This window comes from Lysobacter capsici (assembly GCF_018732085.1).
Taxonomy (GTDB): Bacteria; Pseudomonadota; Gammaproteobacteria; order Xanthomonadales; family Xanthomonadaceae; genus Lysobacter; species Lysobacter capsici_A.
In genome coordinates this window covers 2,093,616-2,112,664 of sequence record NZ_CP076103.1, presented here as the reverse complement: position 1 = coordinate 2,112,664, position 19,049 = coordinate 2,093,616, and the positions used below count along the sequence as shown (strand labels likewise).

General features: G+C 66.5%; 19 protein-coding genes and 1 pseudogene. 17 read left to right on the top strand and 3 right to left on the bottom strand.

Annotated elements, in window-relative coordinates; translation table 11 throughout:
• Window positions 1-233: 233 nt before the first annotated feature.
• The 3 genes and pseudogenes from KME82_RS08790 to KME82_RS08780 form a co-directional block, all read right to left on the bottom strand.
• On the bottom strand, window positions 234-1,085 hold the full coding sequence (locus tag KME82_RS08790; protein WP_215498171.1) for a sulfurtransferase: 852 nt from the start codon (window positions 1,083-1,085) through the stop codon (window positions 234-236).
• Window positions 1,082-1,938, bottom strand: a pseudogene (locus KME82_RS08785) (NUDIX hydrolase). The gene KME82_RS08790 and the pseudogene KME82_RS08785 overlap by 4 nt, the downstream one beginning before the upstream one ends.
• Before the next feature lie 193 nt (window positions 1,939-2,131).
• Window positions 2,132-2,818 (bottom strand): FKBP-type peptidyl-prolyl cis-trans isomerase N-terminal domain-containing protein, encoded by a 687-nt coding sequence (locus KME82_RS08780; protein ID WP_215498170.1) that lies wholly within the window; start codon window positions 2,816-2,818, stop codon window positions 2,132-2,134.
• 234 nt (window positions 2,819-3,052) lie between these two features.
• Between KME82_RS08780 and KME82_RS08775 the strand changes: the two genes are divergently transcribed.
• The 17 genes from KME82_RS08775 (at window position 3,053) to KME82_RS08695 (ending at window position 19,024) form a co-directional block, all read left to right on the top strand.
• Window positions 3,053-3,835 (top strand): enoyl-CoA hydratase/isomerase family protein, encoded by a 783-nt coding sequence (locus KME82_RS08775; protein ID WP_215498169.1) that lies wholly within the window; start codon window positions 3,053-3,055, stop codon window positions 3,833-3,835.
• 50 nt (window positions 3,836-3,885) lie between these two features.
• Window positions 3,886-4,290, top strand: coding sequence for a hypothetical protein (locus KME82_RS08770; protein ID WP_215499018.1), 405 nt, complete (start codon window positions 3,886-3,888; stop codon window positions 4,288-4,290).
• 320 nt (window positions 4,291-4,610) lie between these two features.
• Window positions 4,611-5,243, top strand: a complete 633-nt coding sequence (nth, locus tag KME82_RS08765) for an endonuclease III (protein ID WP_215498168.1) — start codon at window positions 4,611-4,613, stop codon at window positions 5,241-5,243.
• Between the two features lie 145 nt (window positions 5,244-5,388).
• The gene (locus KME82_RS08760; protein ID WP_215498167.1) at window positions 5,389-6,681 is read left to right on the top strand and encodes an OprO/OprP family phosphate-selective porin; all 1,293 of its coding nucleotides are present in this window, start codon (window positions 5,389-5,391) and stop codon (window positions 6,679-6,681) included.
• A 267-nt stretch (window positions 6,682-6,948) separates the two neighbouring features.
• On the top strand, window positions 6,949-7,968 hold the full coding sequence (gene pstS, locus KME82_RS08755) for a phosphate ABC transporter substrate-binding protein PstS (RefSeq protein WP_430538807.1): 1,020 nt from the start codon (window positions 6,949-6,951) through the stop codon (window positions 7,966-7,968).
• Between the two features lie 522 nt (window positions 7,969-8,490).
• On the top strand, window positions 8,491-9,579 hold the full coding sequence (gene pstS, locus KME82_RS08750) for a phosphate ABC transporter substrate-binding protein PstS (protein WP_215498165.1): 1,089 nt from the start codon (window positions 8,491-8,493) through the stop codon (window positions 9,577-9,579).
• Window positions 9,580-9,763: 184 nt separating this feature from the next.
• Window positions 9,764-10,087, top strand: a complete 324-nt coding sequence (locus KME82_RS08745) for a hypothetical protein (protein WP_215498164.1) — start codon at window positions 9,764-9,766, stop codon at window positions 10,085-10,087.
• The gene (gene pstC / locus KME82_RS08740) at window positions 10,084-11,055 is read left to right on the top strand and encodes a phosphate ABC transporter permease subunit PstC (RefSeq protein ID WP_215498163.1); all 972 of its coding nucleotides are present in this window, start codon (window positions 10,084-10,086) and stop codon (window positions 11,053-11,055) included. Before KME82_RS08745 ends, pstC begins: the two co-directional genes overlap by 4 nt.
• A complete protein-coding gene (pstA, locus tag KME82_RS08735; protein WP_215498162.1) occupies window positions 11,055-11,960 on the top strand; it encodes a phosphate ABC transporter permease PstA in 906 nt (301 codons plus the stop codon). Before pstC ends, pstA begins: the two co-directional genes overlap by 1 nt.
• Before the next feature lie 34 nt (window positions 11,961-11,994).
• The gene (gene pstB, locus KME82_RS08730) at window positions 11,995-12,810 is read left to right on the top strand and encodes a phosphate ABC transporter ATP-binding protein PstB (RefSeq protein ID WP_252255668.1); all 816 of its coding nucleotides are present in this window, start codon (window positions 11,995-11,997) and stop codon (window positions 12,808-12,810) included.
• 148 nt (window positions 12,811-12,958) lie between these two features.
• Window positions 12,959-13,669 carry a phosphate signaling complex protein PhoU gene (gene phoU, locus KME82_RS08725; RefSeq protein WP_215498160.1) on the top strand — a complete coding sequence of 237 codons (711 nt, stop codon included), beginning with the start codon at window positions 12,959-12,961 and terminating at the stop codon, window positions 13,667-13,669.
• Window positions 13,670-14,253: 584 nt separating this feature from the next.
• Window positions 14,254-14,769, top strand: a complete 516-nt coding sequence (locus KME82_RS08720; RefSeq protein ID WP_215498159.1) for an RNA polymerase sigma factor — start codon at window positions 14,254-14,256, stop codon at window positions 14,767-14,769.
• Window positions 14,770-14,951: 182 nt separating this feature from the next.
• Window positions 14,952-15,389, top strand: a complete 438-nt coding sequence (locus tag KME82_RS08715) for an HvfA family oxazolone/thioamide-modified RiPP metallophore (protein WP_215498158.1) — start codon at window positions 14,952-14,954, stop codon at window positions 15,387-15,389.
• Between the two features lie 39 nt (window positions 15,390-15,428).
• A complete protein-coding gene (locus KME82_RS08710; protein ID WP_252255667.1) occupies window positions 15,429-16,313 on the top strand; it encodes an HvfB family MNIO-type RiPP peptide maturase in 885 nt (294 codons plus the stop codon).
• A 3-nt stretch (window positions 16,314-16,316) separates the two neighbouring features.
• Window positions 16,317-17,111: an HvfC family RiPP maturation protein gene (locus KME82_RS08705; protein ID WP_215498156.1), complete on the top strand. Its 795-nt coding sequence runs from the start codon at window positions 16,317-16,319 to the stop codon at window positions 17,109-17,111.
• Between the two features lie 209 nt (window positions 17,112-17,320).
• A complete protein-coding gene (rnt, locus tag KME82_RS08700) occupies window positions 17,321-17,968 on the top strand; it encodes a ribonuclease T (RefSeq protein ID WP_215498155.1) in 648 nt (215 codons plus the stop codon).
• A gap of 54 nt (window positions 17,969-18,022) precedes the next feature.
• Entirely contained in the window at window positions 18,023-19,024 is a 1,002-nt protein-coding gene (locus KME82_RS08695) for a hypothetical protein (RefSeq protein ID WP_215498154.1), read from the top strand.
• The last annotated feature ends 25 nt before the right edge of the window (window positions 19,025-19,049 follow it).

The window sequence follows — 19,049 nt, the reverse complement described above, 5'->3', positions numbered from 1 at the left end:
CGAATCCGGCGCGCGACCCGTTCCAGACTGTAGGAGCGGCGCAAGCCGCGACCGCGAATCTGCACCGACGATGTAAACCGCTATCGCGCAATCGCGGCGATCACTTTCGGCCAGTGACGGCGCGATCGGCCGCATGACGGTCGCGGCTCGCGCCGCTCCTACAGGTAGCGTTCGTCGCAACAATGGAACTGGCAGATCACTTTCGATCGGATCGCAGCGGTACCGATCCCTGCTCAGCTGTCGCCGGTGGCAACCGGCCGCTGCGGGTCCTCGATCCAACCGCTCCACGACCCGGCGTACAACGCCGCCCCGTCGAACCCGGCATGCGACATCGCCAGCAGATGATGGCAGGCGGTCACGCCCGACCCGCACATCGCCGCGACCTGCGAAGGTTCGCGGCCATCGAACAAGGGCGCGAACTCGGCCGCCAGCATCTGCGGCGACTTGAAGCGGCCGTCGGCGAGATTGAGCGCATAGGCGCGGTTGCGCGCGCCGGGCACGTGGCCGGCGACGCGATCAAGCGGCTCGACCTCGCCGCGAAACCGTTCGCCCGCGCGCGCATCGATCAACAGCCCGCCCGAATCGAGCAGGCCGCGCACGTCCTGCGCGTCGAGCAGACGGCGCGCATCGAAACTGGCCTCGTACTGGGTGGCTTGCGGCGCGGGAATCTCGGCATCGCTCGGCAGGCCCAGCGCGCTCCAGCGCTGCCAGCCGCCGTCGAGCACGGCGACGCGGCGATGACCGAGCACGCGCAGCAGGAACCACAGCCGCGACGCGGCCAAGGCGCCGTCGGCGCTGTCGTAGACGACGACCTGATGCTGCGGGGTGATGCCCCAGCGGCCGAGGGTCGCGGTGAAATCGGCCGCGTCCGGCCACGGATGGCGGCCGCCGGTGGTCTTGCGGTGATCGGACAGGTCGCGATCCAGGTCGGCGTAACGCGCGCCGGGGATATGCGCCTGGCGATAGGCCTGCTCGCTCGCGGCGCGATCGGTCAGCGAGGTGCGCGTGTCGACGACGATCAGATCGTCGCTACCCAGCGCAGCGGCCAGTTCCTCGGCCGATACCAGCGTGGTCCAGTCGCTCATCGCGTCGCCTCCAGTCGTTGTCGCAGATTCAACAGCATCGACGCCGTCGCGCCCCAGATGCGCTGGGTCGGATAGCGGTACTCCAATACATGCCGTGCGCGGCCCTTGTAATCAAGGGTACGGGTGGTCAGGTTGGCCGGATCGAGCAGGAAATCGAGCGGCACTTCGAACACTTGCGCGACTTCGTTGGGATCGGGCCGCGCGACATAGCCCGCATCGATCACCGCGACCAGCGGCAACACCCGGAACCCGGTGATGGTCACCAGCGGATCGAGAAAGCCCAGCGGCGCGATCAACGCCGGCGGCACGCCGATTTCTTCCTCGGTCTCGCGCAGGGCCGCGGCGACCGCGTCTTCGTCGTCGGGCTCGATGCGGCCGCCGGGAAAGCTCACCTGGCCGCCGTGCTGGCGCAAGCCGTCGGTGCGGCGGGTCAGCAGCACCTGCACGCCGTCGCGGCGCGGCACCAGGCCGACCAGCACCGCAGCCTGCGCACGCAGCGCGTCGGCCGGCAGCAGGTCGGTCAGATCGTCGAGGTTCCAGCCGTCGCTTTCGGGCGCGGCATCGAGCGGATGCAGCGCGGCGATCAGGCGGGTGCGCGCGCGCGAATCGCCGTCGAGGAAATTCTTGTCGAACACGGCCCCGCCGAAACCGGCACCGGATGCGGCGTCGCTCATCGAACCCTCGACTCGCGCAGCGGCAACACATCCTCCATCAGGCGCAGTCGCTCGTCGTCGTTCATCTGCGACCAGCGCGCGATTTCCGCGGTGGTGCGCAGGCAGCCCTCGCACAGGCCGTCGTCGCCGAGTTGGCAAATGCCGATGCACGGGCTCAGCACCGCGCGAAAAGTCGTCATATCGTCCACCGAGGCCATGCCGCCATTTTGCCTGGCGACGCGGCGGGGTAAAGCCTTACCGGCACGCCGGCAAGCAGATCGGAATATCGGTGCGATGCGCGAGCGGATCATCGCCCGCACACCGCCAGACCCCAGAAACGACTTGCGCCGGACAAGCCGGCGCAAGCGCATCACACTTTCGTTCGCGCCGGTCTTACTTGACGCTGACCAGCTTGATTTCGAACTGCACCGCCACGTTCGGCGGATACGGGGTACGCGGGTCGGCGCCGTAGGCCTGCGCCGACGGCAGGGTCACTTCCCACTTCGCGCCGGTCGGCATCTGCAGCAGCACTTCGCGCATCGCCGCCATTTCGATCTCGCTGACCTTGATCGACGGGATCGCATTGGCCGGACGCGCCTGCGCCGGACGCTCGCCGAACGGGAACGGGCCCGCGACTTCAAGCGCGACGGTGCTGGCCTGGGTCGGCTTGGCGCCGGCGCCCGCGTCGATCACGCGGTACTGCACGCCGCTCGGCAGCACCTTCACGCCGGCCTTGGCCTTGTTGGCGTTGATGAAGGTGTCGCTCTTGGTCTTGTTCTCCGCAGCGGCCTTGTCCCACTCGGCCTTGGCCTTGTCCTGCTGGCGCTTCTGCATGTTCTGCACCGCGGTGCGCAGCTGATCGACCGGCACCGACGGCTGCTTCTTCGCATAGCCGTCCTGCAGACCCTTGACGATCGTGTTCACATCGACTTGTTCGCCGCTTTCCACGGCATTGCGGCCGAGGTCGTAACCGAGCGCGTAGCTCAGCTTGCCCTTCTCGGACGAAGTGTCCTGCGCGACGGCGTTGCCGGCGGTCAGTGCCAGGGCTGCGACGGCGGCAGCAATCAAACGCAACTTCATTCGGTGGAATCTCCGGTGGTGGCACGGAAGGCGCGGGGCCGTTCCGATCAGCTGGGGGCCGTTTCCAAAGCCCCGATAAGTAAAGCCCTGTTCGGTCGTAAGGCCGCAACAGGACGGGTTAGGATACCGGCGGCAGCGCTTAACCGCCACTGACGCCCCCGGATCTGACCGCGCCCCAGGCCTGGAGTTCCACGGCGATCACATCCCCTTTCCCAGACATCCTACGGCCATCACATGACCGAATCGCCCCTTCTCGTCGCCGATCGCGGCGCCGTGCGCCAGATCACCGTCAACCGTCCGGACAAGCTGAACGCGCTAAATGCCGCGACCCTGGACGCCCTGCTGGCGGCGTTCGACGCCGCCGCGAACGACCCGTCGGTGCGCGCGGTGATCCTCACCGGGGCCGGCCCGAAGGCCTTCGTGGCCGGCGCCGACATCTCGGAAATGAACACCCTCAGCCCGGTCCAGGGCCGCGATTTCTCCCTGCGCGGGCAGAAGCTCATGCGCCGGATCGAGAAAATGCCCAAGCCGGTGATCGGCATGATCAACGGTTTCGCCCTCGGCGGCGGGCTGGAGCTGGCGATGGGTTGCCACCTGCGCATCGCCGCGGACAGCGCCAAGATCGGCCAGCCGGAGATCAACCTCGGGCTGATTCCCGGCTTCGGCGGCACCCAGCGCCTGCTGCGCCTGGCCGGGCGCGCGGCGACCCTGGAGCTGTGCCTGGTCGGTGCGCCGATCGACGCCGCACGCGCCAAGGAACTGGGCATCGTCAATCGCGTCGTGCCCGCGGCCGATCTGGAAACCGAGACGTATAAGTTGGCCGAGCAGCTCGCCGCTTCGGCGCCGCTGGCGTTGCGCGGCGTGCTCGACTGCGTCGCGGTCGGCGGCGAATGCGGCATCGAGGAAGGCCTCGAATACGAAACCGCGCAGTTCGGCCTGATGTTCTCGACCGACGACATGCGCGAAGGCACGACCGCGTTCCTGGAACGCCGCAAGCCGGCCTTCAACGGCACCTGAGTCCCGCCGTGACCGTCGCCCCTGCGATCTGTGCCTGCGGCTGCGCTGACTTGAGCGGCGCGGCGGCTCACGCGATCGCGATCGCGCTGGCGGCGGACGATCTGGATCGCGCGATCACGCTCGGCCTGTTGCAGGGCGAGCACGCGCCGGTCTGCGCGCATTGCGCACCGCAATGCAGGCAGGCCATGCGCGAGGCGCGCGAGCAACGGCTGCGCGCATTGGCCGCGCGCGAACGCTACCGCGCACGCGATGCACGCCTGCAACGGCGCGCCGACGAACGCGCCGCACAACGCGCGGCCGCGCCGGCGGCCGTCGCATCCGTCGGCATCGCAGCGGCCGACGACCTTATTAGTGTGGCCAACGACGCGACGCCGCCGCGTCCCGCCCTGCCCTCCGCGGCCGCGGCTGCGCTCGCGCGCGCCAAGGCCAAAGCCGCGCAACGCGGACCGACCTGAGCCTACGAACCCGCATGCCCAAGCCTTTGCCAGCCAAGTCGCCAGCCAAGCCAACCTCGTCCGCCGCACGCACGGCCGGCAAGAAAGCCGCGGCGAAAAAATCCGCGGCGACGACGGCTACCGCACCGACGTCGGCGACGGTTGAATCCGCCGCAAACAAATCCACAGCCAAAAAATCCGTCGCGAAAAAACCGGCGCGTGCTGTCGGCGGCGCCTCGTCCGGCAACGCTGCAAGCAAACCGGCGAACAAACCCGCGGCCAAGACCCCAGCCAAACGCGAAAAACGCAGCGCGCGCCTGAGCCCGCCGCAGATCGAGGACATGTTCTCGCGCCTGCAATCGCTCAACCCGCATCCGACCACCGAACTCGAATACAGCACGCCGTACGAACTGCTGGTCGCCGTCGCGCTGTCGGCGCAGGCCACCGACGTCGGCGTCAACAAGGCCACGCGCAAGTTGTTTGCGATCGCCAATACGCCGCGGCAGATCGTCGCGCTCGGCGTCGACGGCCTCAAGCCCTACATCGCCACGATCGGCCTGTTCAACACCAAGGCCGCGAACGTGGTCGCGCTGTCGCAGCAACTCATCGACCTGCACGGCGGCGAGGTGCCGCGCGAACGCGCCGCGCTCGAAGCATTGCCCGGGGTCGGCCGCAAGACCGCCAACGTCGTGCTCAACACCGCCTTCGGCGAGCCCACCATCGCGGTCGACACGCACATCTTCCGGGTGTCCAACCGCACCGGCCTGGCGCCTGGCAAGGACGTGGTCGCGGTCGAACAAGGCCTGCTCAAAGTCGTCCCGCAACGCTACCTGCAGGACGCGCATCACTGGCTGATTTTGCACGGACGTTACGTTTGCAAGGCACGAAAACCCGATTGCCCGCATTGCGTCATCCGTGATCTTTGTCGCTTCCCGGACAAGACGCCAGGCGATCCCGAGCCCGTAGCGGCTTGATTTTCAACGCGTTTCGAACCGACACGCCGCGGTTGCGCGAGCGTCATCGCGCGGTCATGCCTGCGAAATAAGTCAGTTCTGTCACATTTACGCAACTTTCACACCCTAGCCTGCGCGCCATCACTCCACGCCTCAGGGCTAGACCATGAAACTGTCCCGCACCACCCTTGCCGTCGCGTTGTTCGCCGCTCTGGCAGCGCCCGCCGCGCACGCTGAAATCGCACTCGACGTCATCGGGGACTCGGAAGTCACCTTCGAAGGTCTGCTCCAGGGCGATTACAACGACTTCAACAGCGACGTGCTGAACCTCAACGGCGACGTGCCCGACGGCAAGGATTCCGACCAGGAACTGCGCCGCGCCGAACTGGTGCTCAAGGGCAAGGGCCCGGGCAACTTCGAATGGGTCGCCGGCTACGACGCCAAGGCCGACAAGTTCCTCGACGTCAACATCAAGTACAAGCTCGGCGGCGACGCCAACCACTACCTGCAGTTCGGCCAGTTCAAGCAGCCCAACAGCCTGGAAGAGCTGTCCTCGACCAAGAACAACGACTTCATCTCCAAGGCGATGGTGACCAACACCTTCGGCATCGCCCGCCGCGTCGGCGTCGCCTACAGCTACGGCACCAACGACTGGGGCATCACCGCCAGCTACTTCGGCGACGAGCTGACCCGCAACCAGAAGCACGGCGCCGGCTACGGCCTGCGCGGCACCTTCGCCCCGATCAACGAGAAGGGCAACATCCTGCACCTGGGTCTGTCGTACGTGAACCTGGAAGCGGAGCTGGAAGGCAGCACCGGCGTGCTGTCCGACACCTCGCGCATCCGCACCCGCCCGCAGGCCGACCTCGCCGCCGGCCGACTGGTCGACAGCGGCACCCTGACCAACGTCGACCGCCAGGCCATCATCGGCGCCGAAGCGATGTACGTGCATGGCCCGTTCAAGCTGCAGGCCGAGTACATGCGCAGCACGCTCGACCGTTACCAGACCCGCACCCTGACCGGCAAGGACTACACCAGCGACAGCTTCTACGTCAGCGGCGTGTGGAACGTCACCGGCGAGACCTGGGGCTACAAGGCCGGCGTGCCGACCACCCCGCTGCCCGACGCACCCGCCAGCGGCATGTGGCAGCTCGCCCTGCGCTACGACAAGATCGACCTCAACGACGGCTCGCTGCGTCCGGGCGCGACCCCGACCGCCGCTCCGATCGTCGACGGCGTGCTCGGCGGCGAGATGGACGCCTGGACCGTCGGCGTGAACTGGTACTGGCGCTCGAACTTCAAGTTCATGCTCGACTACTCGATCGTCGACAGCTCGCGCTACATCGGCCGCACCAGCGCGACCTACTCGCAGAACCCGGTCTACAACAACCGCACCTTCAACCGCGTCGTCGACGACAGCCCGAACATCCTGTCGGCCCGCTTCCAGTTCTACTGGTAAGCCGCACCGTCACACCGCATCAGACCGTACATCTCTCCCCCTCGATCGGCACCGATCGTTCAAGGGCGCGGCCGGTGCCGCGCCCTTATTTTTCCGACCGCCGCGCATCGCCCGGCCCGCCCGCCGCCGATCGCGCGACGAGCGCGGATCGGATCGGGGGAGACAAGTCACGCGTTTGTCATGTTTCCGACCCGCGACTGTCATCGAACCGTTATGCAATGCGCCACAACGGATTCGTGCCAGCCGTCTCTCTTCAGGAGCCTCATCGTGTTCAATACCCGTTCGTTCCGCGTGACCGCGCTTGCACTGGCTGCCGCCTTCGCGTTCAACGCGCAGGCCGCCGACGTGACTGGCGCCGGCGCTTCCTTCGTCTATCCGGTGATGTCCAAGTGGTCGGCCGACTACGCCAAGGCCACCAACAAGAAGGTCAACTATCAGTCGATCGGTTCCGGCGGCGGCATCGCCCAGATCAAGGCCGCGACGGTCGACTTCGGTTCCTCCGATGCGCCGCTCAAGCCCGATGAACTGGCCAAGTTCGGCCTGGCCCAGTTCCCGTCGGTGATCGGCGGCGTGGTGCCGGTGCTCAACGTCCCGGGCGTGGCGTCCGGCGCGATGAAGCTCGACGGCGAAACCCTCGCCAACATCTTCCTCGGCAAGATCACCATGTGGAACGATCCGGCGATCGTCGCGCTCAACGGCGGCGTGCCGCTGCCGGCGAAGAAGATCACCGTCGTCCACCGTTCCGACGGTTCGGGCACCACCTTCAACTTCGTCAACTACCTGTCCAAGGTCAGCGGCGAGTGGAAGAGCTCGGTCGGCGAAGGCACCGCGGTCAAGTGGCCGATCGGCATCGGCGGCAAGGGCAACGAAGGCGTGGCCGCTTACGTCAAGCAGATCCAGGGCGGCATCGGCTATGTCGAGCTGTCGTACGCGCTGCAGAACAAGATGGCGTATTCGCGCTTGAAGAACGCCGACGGCAAGTATGTGCTGCCGACGGACGAAACCTTCGCCGCGGCGGCTGCCAGCGCGCAGTGGGCCGATGCCAAGGACTTCTACCTGGTCATGACCAACGCGCCGGGCGAGAACTCCTGGCCGATCACCGCGACCAACTTCATCCTGATGTACAAGCAGCCCAAGAACGCCGAAGGCGCCAAGAACGCCAAGGAATTCTTCCGCTGGGTGTACGCCAACGGCGACGCGCAGGCCAAGGCGCTGGACTACGTGCCGCTGCCCGACGCGCTGGTCAAGCAGATCGAGACCTACTGGACCACGAGCATGAATTACTGATCCGACCGATCGTCGGATCCGGGGGGATCCTTCAGATCGGGGGAGATCGGTTTTTGATTGCAGTGATCGGATGAAACGGGCCTTCGGGCCCGTTTTTTTTGGGGGCCTCGTCCGCCTCGCGATCATGAGGTCGTCATCCGAAGGCGGGCATCCAGGGCTTCACCGCGACATGGCTCTGAAGTCTCTGGATCCCCGCCTTCGCGGGGATGACGGTGGGAGGAGACGCGGTGACTGGAAGGATCGGCACTCGCCCTGGATGGAGCTGTCGACCGACCGAATCCTTCTCACGCTCGCGGAAGAAGGCGGTCCGAAGGGCCGGATGAGGGCCCTCCCCGAACCCGCTGATCGCGCGTTTGTTACCGCCCGCGCCGCCGAAACCCCGCAAAACCGCGACCTCCAGCACCCCGTCCGGCCTTTCACTACAGATTCGTGACGAATCCGTGTCATAGCCGTGTAACAAAAAGATCATCAAATGGCGCCAGCCCAGCCGGCGCCCAGCCGGCCCCCTTCATGGAGCACCGCATGAAATCGTCGCCGGCCCGTATCGCCGTCCTCTCCCTCGCCATCACGCTGGCCGCCGCCGCGTGCGGCGGCAAGCAGAACCCGGCCCCCGCCGCCGGTGAAGCCAAGACCGACGCGGCCGCCCCCGCCGGCGACCAGGTCGCCGTGCAGATCACCGGCGCCGGCGCCACCTTCATCTACCCGCTGCTGTCGAAGTGGTCCGACGACTACAACAAGTCGACCGGCGCCAAGGTCAACTACCAGTCGATCGGTTCGGGCGGCGGCATCGCCCAGATCAAGGCCGGCACGGTCGACTTCGGCTCCTCCGACAAGCCGCTGCCGAGCGACGAGCTCGCCGCCGCCGGCCTGGGCCAGTTCCCCTCGGCGATCGGCGGCGTGGTGCCGGTGGTCAACGTCGACGGCATCGACGCCGGCAAGCTGCGCCTGACCGGCCCGCTGCTGGCCGACATCTTCCTGGGCACCGTGTCGAAGTGGAACGACCCCAAGATCGCCGCGGCGAACCCGGGCACCACCCTGCCGGATCTCAAGATCAACATCGTGCACCGCTCCGACGGTTCGGGCACCACCTTCAACTTCTCCAACTACCTGTCCAAGGTCAGCCCGGACTGGAAGACCAAGGTCGGCGAAGGCACCTCGGTGCAGTGGCCCGGCGGCGTCGGCGGCAAGGGCAACGAAGGCGTGGCCTCGTACGTGAAGCAGATCAAGGGCTCGATCGGCTACGTCGAACTGGCCTACGCGCTGCAGAACAAGATGGCCCACACCCAGCTGCAGAACGCGGCCGGCCAGTTCGTGCAGCCCAGCGCCGAAGCCTTCCAGGCCGCGGCCTCGACCGCCGACTGGGCGAGCGCGAAGGACTTCAACCTGGTGATCACCAACGCGTCGGGCGAGAAGTCCTGGCCGATCACCGCGACCAATTTCATCCTGATGTACAAGCAGCCCAAGGACGCCAAGCGCAGCGCCGACACCCGCGGCTTCTTCAAGTGGGCGTTCGAGAACGGCCAGGCGCAAGCGCAGGCGCTGGACTACGTGCCGCTGCCGCCGGAGCTGGTGAAGCAGATCGAGGCGTATTGGGCGGCTGAGTTCAAGTGACGCATCGGCCCGTGCCTGCCATTGGCGGGCACGGCTTTGCCGGTTCGTCATTCCCGCGTAGGCGGGGTGAGCGGATGCGTTTGCGAGCCACTGGCTCGCGCATCCGCGAACGCCAGGGCGGCCAGCCCTGGCCGGGGTCGCCAATGAATCAAGTGCGATACCAGCTACTGAAAGAAAGGTCGCGATGAAGCCCTGGATCCCCGCCTTCGCGGGGATGACGGCGAAAGCGAAAGCAACAGCAGCAACGGCGACACCGCAAAGCTTCAAGTCGCTGGATTCCCGCGTTCGCGGGAATGACGAGAAAAAGACAAACAGCCGCTCGCAGCCTCGCCTCACGAACCACTCGCGGCCTCGCATCACAAATTGCTTGCAACGCCGCATCACGAACTGCTCGCAACACCGCATCACGAATTCGCAGCATCCGAGCATCCAAAGCACCACCCGCCCCACGCGCAGAACCAAGCCCGCCACCGCAAGCCCGGCCACGACGGACCCCATCTCGCAATGAACGCGACCGCCCTACCCGCCCATACCGGCAGCAACAGCCGCGACGGCAAAGATGCGCGCAACGATCGCCTGTTCCGCTACGTACTGACCGCCACCGTCGTCTTCGTGTTGATCGCGCTGGCCAGCGCGGCGCTGTCGATGCTGTGGGGCGGCCGCCACGTACTGGCCGAAGAAGGCATCGATTTCTTCATCACCACCGAATGGAACCCGGTCGAGAACCACTACGGCGCGCTCGTGCCGATCTACGGCACCATCGTCACCGCGCTGATCGCGATGGTCATCGCCGTGCCGATCAGCTTCGGCATCGCCTTCTTCCTCACCGAGGTCGCGCCGCGCTGGGCGCGCGGTCCGATCGGCACCGCGATCGAATTGCTTGCCGGCATTCCCTCGATCATCTACGGCATGTGGGGCCTGTTCGTGCTGGTGCCGGTGATGACCGAGTACGTCACGCCCTGGCTCAACGACCACGTCGGCACGCTGCCGGTGATCGGCTCATTTTTCCAGGGGCCGCCGCTCGGCATCGGCATGCTCACCGCCGGCATCGTCCTGGCGATCATGGTGATCCCGTTCATTTCCTCGGTGATGCGCGAAGTGTTCCTGACCGTGCCGACCCGGCTGAAGGAATCGGCGTACGCGCTGGGTTCGACCAAGTGGGAAGTCAGCTGGGACATCGTCCTGCCCTACACCCGCTCGGCGGTGATCGGCGGCGTGTTCCTCGGCCTGGGCCGCGCGCTCGGCGAGACCATGGCGGTGGCGTTCGTGATCGGCAACTCGGTCAACTTCTCGACCTCGCTGCTGGAACCGGGCACCACCATCGCCGCGCTGATCGCCAACGACTTCGGCGAAGCCACCGAGACCTACCGCTCGGCGCTGCTGCTGCTCGGCTTCGTGTTGTTCATCGTGACCTTCGTCGTGCTCGCCGCGGCGCGCTTCATGCTGATGCAGCTTTCGCGCAAGGAGGGCAACTGATGAGCGCCGTCGCCAAGACCATCGATGCCGAAACCCAGCGTCGCCATCGCGTCGCCGATTCGCTGTACGGCCGCCGCCGCATCGTCAACACCGTCGCCGTCATTCTCGCCTGCGCCGCGGCCGCGTTCGGCCTGTTCTTCCTGGGCTGGATTCTCTACACCCTGCTCGCCAAGGGCCTGGGCGGCATCAACGTCGCGCTGTTCACCCAGAACACGCCGCCGCCGATGCAGGAAGGCGGCTTGCTCAACGCCTTCTTCGGCAGCGCGGTGATGTGCCTGATCGCGATCGTGATCGGCACGCCGCTCGGCATCGCCGCCGGCACCTGGCTGGCCGAATACGGCGCCGGGCGCAAGATCGGCACGGTGGTGCGCTTCGTCAACGACATCCTGTTGTCGGCGCCGTCGATCGTGCTGGGCCTGTTCGTCTACACCCTGGTGGTGATGCAGAGCGGCGGCAATTTCTCGGCGCTCGCCGGTGCGATCGCGCTGGCCTTCATCGTGCTGCCGGTGGTGGTGCGCACCACCGACGAAATGCTGCGGCTGGTGCCGGCGCAGATGCGCGAAGCCGCGCTGTCGCTGGGCGTGCCGCAATGGAAGGTGATCGTGCAGGTGCTGTACCGCAGCGCCTCGGCCGGCATCGTCACCGGCGTGCTGCTCGCGCTGGCCCGCATCAGCGGCGAAACCGCGCCGCTGCTGTTCACCGCGTTCGGCAACCAGTACTGGAGCCACAACGTGATGCAGCCGATGGCCAGCGTGCCGGTGGTGATGAACCAGTTCGCCGGCAGCCCGTACGAAACTTGGCAGACCCTCGCCTGGGCCGGCGCCCTGGTGCTCACCTTCTTCGTCCTCGTTGTCAGCCTGCTCGCCCGCGCCCTCGTGTTGCGCAATCGGATCGCCAATGACTGACCTCTCGACCCAACCCGTTGCCCGGACCCCGGCCATGAACGATGCACGTATCTCCGTCGCCACCCCCGACCGCGCCGCGGCCGTGGTCGGCGCTTCGCCGGTCAAGCTCGCCGCCCGCGGCCTGGACTTCTATTACGACAAGTTCCACGCGCTCAAGTCGATCAACCTGGAAATCCCGGAGAAGCAGGTCACCGCGCTGATCGGCCCGTCGGGTTGCGGCAAGTCGACCCTGCTGCGCATCTTCAACCGCATCTACGCGCTCTACCCGAAGCTGGAAGCCAAGGGCGAGGTGATCCTCGACGGCGAGAACATCCTCGATCCGCGCTATCCGATGAACCGGCTGCGCAGCAAGGTCGGCATGGTGTTCCAAAAGCCGGTGCCGTTCCCGATGACGATCTTCGAGAACGTGGCCTACGGCATCCGCCACCACGAAAAATTGTCGAAGTCGGAAATGAACGATCGCGTCGAACACGCGCTGCGCCAGGGCGCGCTGTGGGACGAGGTCAAGGACAAGCTGGGCCAGAGCGCGCTGGGCCTGTCCGGCGGCCAGCAGCAGCGCCTGTGCATCGCGCGCGCGGTGGCGCTCAAGCCGTCGGTGCTGCTGCTCGACGAACCGACCTCGGCGCTCGACCCGATCTCGACCAGCCGCATCGAGCAACTGGTCGAAGAGCTCAAGAAGGACTACACGATCGCGATCGTGACCCACAACATGCAGCAGGCCGCGCGCGTGTCCGACTTCACCGCCTTCATGTACCTGGGCGACCTGATCGAACACGGCCCGACCGAACAGATCTTCTCGCAGCCGACCAAGCAGCAGACCGAGGATTACATCACTGGCCGCTTCGGCTGAAGCGGCCGGGAATCGGGAATGGAGAATGGGGAATCGTCAAAAGCGAGCACCGTTTCCGTCGTTACCCACCCCAGCCGTACCGTCGTCGCCATTGCTGTTGCCTTCAACGATTCCCGACTCCCCATTCCCGATTCCCGGCCTTACGCCCATGAGCACCCAAATGCACGACCACATCGTCAAAAGCTACGACGACGAGCAGCGCCGCCTGCTCGACGAAACCCTGCGCATGGGCGAGATGGCCGCTTCGCAGTTGGAAGCCGCGCTCGACGTGGTCCAGCGCCGCGACGACAAGGCCGCCGAGCGCATCATCGCCAACGATGAAGCGATCGACGCGCTCGAGCAGGAAATCAGCCACGACGTGATGAAGCTGGCGCTGCGCGGGCCGATGGCGCGCGACCTGCGCGAGATCCTGGCCGCGATCCGCATCGCCTCCGACATCGAGCGCGTCGGCGACTACGCCGCCAACGTCGCCAAGCGTTCCACCGCGCTGAACCTGTCGCCGCCGCTGCCGCACGTGGCCGGCCTGCACGCGCTGGGCACCCTCGCGGTCAAGCAACTGCGCGACGTGCTGACCGCCTACCGCGACAACGACATCGAGCTGGCGCAGAAGGTGCGCGCGCGCGACGCCGAGATCGACACCGCCTACACCGGCCTGTTCCGCGAGCTGCTGACCTACATGATGGAAGACGCGCGCAGCATCACCGCCTGCACCCATCTGCTGTTCATGGCCAAGAACATCGAGCGCATCGGCGACCACGCCACCAACATCTCGGAGAATGTGTGGTTCCTAGTCAAGGGCGAAGAACTGCTGCCGCCGCGCGAAAAGCGCGACGACACCAATACCACCGGCGCGCTGTAAGCCGCACGGCGGCGGTGTCGTGCAAACGGCACCCGCCTCGACACGGCTGCTGGTGAGAGAGATGCCCCGTCCCGCCCCGACGCCGATGCTGTTGTGGGAGGGGCTTCAGCCCCGACGCTGTTCGATCAGATGGCATGGTGATCCGGGCGATCTGAGCCAAAAGCGTCGGGCCTGAAAGGCCCTCCCACGGATTGCTCCGGTGACGCTTCCCCGTCGCGATGCCCGGCGACTTACCGCGCGACGCGCCCGCGATCGCCGCGGACCTGCGCTTGCCGCGCACCCGTTTTCGCGCACGTTGCAGTGCAGCAACCTCGCCTCGCCCGCTCCGACCGGCGACGACCTTCCCAGGCCGTTCGACCGACCCAGGCCCGCGCGCCGCGCCGCGGGGCATCGACGCACCGGCGCGCGGCCCTTGCCACTCAAGGCTGCAAACGGTTACAGCCGAATCCGGCTTAACCCGTTCTAAACAATTCAGACGCGTCGTCGCGCAAGCGCGAATCCGATCGCCTCCTCCTAAACTCTTGGTACATGTCCGCAGCCCCGCGCTGCAGTGTATTTTTGGGAACTCAGGAGGACAGCCCGGCATGACGCTATTGATGGCCAACGGTGATCTGGCAGCCGCCCGCTCGGGCGACACGGCCGCATTGGAACGGGTGCTGGCGCATTCGCGCCAGGACCTGCGCCGTTATGCTGAGTACCACTGCGTCATCAACGATGTCGAGGACGCGGTCCAGGAAAGCCTGTTCACCGTATCGCGCAAGCTGCGCGACCTGCGCGTGCTCGAATGCTTCGTCTCGTGGACCTTCCGCATCGTCAAGCGCGAATGCAACCGGCTCAAGCGCGGCCGGCGCATGCTCAGCGGCGACGCCATCAGCGAGGAGATCGCACCGGTGGTCACCCCGGAGCCGGCCGAGTGGCGGCATGATGTCGCCGCCGCGCTGGAATCGCTGCCCGCGCATTACCGCCGCATCATCCTGCTGCGCGACCTGGAAGGGCTGACCATCGCCGAAATCGGCGAACAGCTCCAGATAACCCGCGAAGCGGTGAAGTCGCGTCTGCACAGGGCGCGATTGCTCGCACGCGAATACCTCACCTGTTGACGGCGGCGCCTGTCTACCGCCACCGCCCTTCTGCATCCACGTTCGCATCGAAGTCGTATCACCCAACAACTCGGCCGCATCGATCGCGTTTCGAGCACAACCCGATCTGACGGAACCCGGCACACTGGGCCGTTATTCCAACGGCGGACCATCCTCCGCCCTCATCGCCACAGGAGTCATCCATGTCCAAGCAAATCAACAAGCCCCTCGCCCTCGCCCTCGGCGCCACCCTGATCGGCGGCCTGAGCCTGTCGGCGTCCGCGTTCGCGATGAGCGATCTGTCGCAGGGCTACCTGCTCGGCGCCCAGGCCGCGCAGACCGCCGACAAGGCCGCCGACGCCAAGGCCGCCACCGCCGATGCCAAGCATGCCGAAGGCAGCTGTGGCGCCGACAAGAAGGCCAAGGAAGGCAGCTGCGGCGCCGACAAGAAGGCCGCCGAGGGCAAGTGCGGCGAAGGCAAGTGCGGCGCCGACAAGAAGAAGGCCGCCGAAGGCAAGTGCGGTGAAGGCAAGTGCGGCGCCGACAAGAAGGCCGGCGCGACCAAGCCGGTCAAGACCGGCGAAGCCAAGAAGGCCGGTGAAGGCAAGTGCGGCGAAGGCAAGTGCGGCGGTTCGGTCTGATTCGTTCCGACTTCTCACTGAGCTGACACGATGGACGGCATGCGCAGTCTGAAATCCGATGCCGTCGGTCTCGGCCTGCGGCGGGCTCTGTTGAGCCCGCTGCAGTCCGCGCCGACCGGCGAGGGCGAACGCGATTTCGATTTTCTCGAATGCGCGCCGGAAAACTGGATCGGCATCGGCGGCCGCTTCGGCGAAGCGCTGCGCGATCTGTCCTCGCGCCACCGGCTGGTCTGCCACGGCCTGTCCCTGTCGCTGGGCGGCACCGAACCACTCGACGAAACCTTCCTGGCCCGCGTGCGTCGTTTCCTCGACGAACACCGCGTGGCCTGCTACAGCGAACACCTGAGTTATTGCAGCGACGACGGCCACCTGTACGACCTGCTGCCGATTCCTTTTACCGAAGAAGCCGTGCATCACGTCGCCGCGCGCATCCGCCGCACCCAGGACATCGTCGGCCGCCGCATCGCGGTGGAAAACGCGTCCTACTACGCCGCTCCGCACCAGGAGATGAGCGAGATCGAATTCACCCGCGCGATCCTGGCCGAGGCCGATTGCGACCTGCTGCTCGACGTCAACAACGTCTACGTCAATTCGATCAACCATCGTTACGACGCACGCGAATTCATCCAGGCGATGCCGCACGAGCGCATCGCCTATATCCATGTCGCCGGCCATTACGACGAAGCCGACGACCTCAAGGTCGACACCCACGGCGCGCCGGTGAAGAACGAAGTCTGGTCGCTGCTCGGCGACGCCTACCGCATGTTCGGCGCGCGCCCGACCCTGCTCGAACGCGACTTCAATTTCCCGCCCTACGAAGAACTGGTCGACGAACTGTGCATGGTGCGCCGGGTGCTGAGCGAATCGACCCAGGCTGCGACCAGCCCGGCCGCGGCCAGCCCGGCCCGCCGCGCGCGCGCCTGAGCCATGAACGACGCACCCTCGCGCCTGCGCGCGCAGCAGTTCGAACTGACCCGGCATCTGCGCGATCCGCAGGCCAGCCCCGCGCCGCGAGGCATCGAGGAGCGGCGCCTGGGGATCTATCGCGATCTGCTGTTCAACAACATCCTGGGCCTGCTGACGGGCAATTTCCCGGTCATCAGCCAGTTGCTGGGTGAGCAACGCTGGCAGCGGCTCGTGCGCGATTTCTACCGCGACTACCGCTGCCGCACCCCGCTGTTCGCCGAGATCGCGCGCGAGTTCCTGCGCTACCTGGACGATCTCGACAGCGACGGCCCGGGCAGCGACGCCATCCCGCCGTTCCTGCCCGAGCTCGCGCATTACGAGTGGGTCGAACTGGCGCTGCAACTCAGCGACGCGGCCGCGCCGCACGACGACGCCGCGATCGGCGACGACGAACTGCTGGAGCAGCGCCCGCAACTGTCGCCGCTCGCGTGGCCGCTGGCCTATGCCTGGCCGGTGCATCGCCTCGGCCCCGACTACCAGCCCGAACAACCGCCGGCGACGCCGACCCTGGTCCTGCTGCGCCGCGAAGCCGACGGCGACGTGCGTTTTTCCGAACTCAGCCCGCTCGCCTATCGCCTGGTCGAACGCATCGGCGAATCGCCGCAGCTGTCCGCGCGCGAACAGTTGCAGGCCCTGGCCCAGGAGGCCGGAAGCGACGACAGCGCCGGCTTCCTCGCGCTCGGCGATGGCTTGCTGCGGCAGATGCGTGCGAGCGGCGTGGTCTTCTTTTCCCGCGCCGCGAATCCGCCGGCCTGATCGCACCAGAGCCAGCCCGCGCCGGATCGTCCCAAACTGTAGGAGCGGCGCGAGCCGCGACCGCGCAAACACAACCACGCCGCCACTGAAGCCCTGATCACCGCCTCAGACCCAGATCGTTGGCCCTGCCCACGACAAGCCGACAGCCCCGCAACCCCGGTTCAGCCCGCCGCGCCAAAGCCATCGCCCCAACCTGCTAGGCTTTCGCGATGACCGAAACCGGCCCAACCGCGACCGCGTCCCCCGCGGCGCCCTTCCCCACCACCCTCGCCAACCGTTTCCGCGGCTACCTGCCGGTCGTCGTCGACGTCGAAACCGGCGGCTTCGACTGGAACAAGCACGCGCTGCTGGAAATCGCGGTGCAGCCGCTGGAACTGGATGCCGAAGGCCGGATCGTGCCCGGCGAAATCGCCAGCGCCCACGTGGTGCCCGCGCCCGGCACCCTGATCGACCCCAAGTCGCTGGAAATCACCGGCATCGACATCGACCACCCGTTCCGCGACGCCAAGCCCGAGCGGCAGGCGCTGGAAGCGGTGTTCGGGCCGGTGCGCGAGGCGGTCAAGCGCCACGGCTGCCAGCGCGCGATTCTGGTCGGCCACAACGCCCATTTCGATCTCAACTTCCTCAACGCCGCGGTCGCGCGCAGCGGCCACAAGCGCAATCCCTTCCATCCCTTCAGCGTGTTCGACACCGTGACCCTGGCCGGTGTCGCCTACGGCCAGACCGTGCTCGCGCGCGCGGTCCAGGCCGCCGGACTGTCGTGGAACGCGCAGGAAGCGCATTCGGCCGTCTACGACACCCAGCGCACCGCCGAGTTGTTCTGCAAGATCGTCAACGCGTGGCCGCGCGGCGGCTGAGATGTCCGCGGACAGTCTTCGCGTGCTGCTCGCACATCGATCGGCCATCGCGTCATGAGCGAAAATCTCGCGACATCGCCCTACTTTTGGGTGCCCGGCATCGGGCCATCGGCTCAGGCACTGCAACGTCTACGCGCGCTAGTGCGCCTGCCTCGGCGAGCCATGGGCGAAGCCTGGTTCATGAGCGAAGAACGCCGCCTGTTCTCGGGATTGATGGACGAGGACCCGCTGCGGTGGCGGCAAGACGAGCTCGACTCCGCGTTATTCGAACTGTCCTCGGGTCCCGGCTCGTTCGGCGCCAGACGCGAGTGGCTCGTGTGGTTCGGCTTTTTGCTGCCGCGCGCGCAAACCCTGATCGGCGACGGCAAAGCGCCGTGTTTCTCCGGGCGTTGGCTGCACGGTGCGTTGGCGACGGCGACTTTCGTACATTGCCCCGATCCCGGTTTTCCGAATCTGCCGTTGCATGTCCGACGCGACCTGCTCGATACCTTGGCGAGGACCTTGTTCGCGGCGCAGCACTGGAATCATGGGCGCGTTGCGCCCAATCCATTTTTCCAGCCGCTGGGCAACAGCCCGCATCACGGCTTCTATTTCGACGGCGGTGATGCCCTGGCGGCATCGTGTCTGCTGGTTTTGAAATACCTGGATGCCGAACTGATCGATGGCTGGCTTGTCAGCGCACTGGGTATCTCAGACCCCAACTGGCGGGCGGCTTTCGTCGTCTGGCTCGCCGGATCGGCACCGTTGATTGTGGACGCGGCGTATCCGGGTCGGTTGAGTCACAGCGATCAGTATCCAGCGACCTGGCAACACGATCATCTGATCCATGCGCCTACGTCGCCATCGACATCGGACAGCGCGGAAATTTCGTTTATCGACCCGCAGCGTCGCCATGCCTTCCTATCGGCGCTGCGGCGTCAGCTCGATCGCAGCCGCCTGCGTCGTTGGCAACAAGAACTGACCGCATCGAGCGACCTGCTGCACGGCTTTGATTACGCGCGCCGGCAGTACGAAACCGCCGCCGAGCTCGTGATCGAACGCTACGGCCTGAGCTGATCCGACTCCGCCCAAGTCCGCGCTC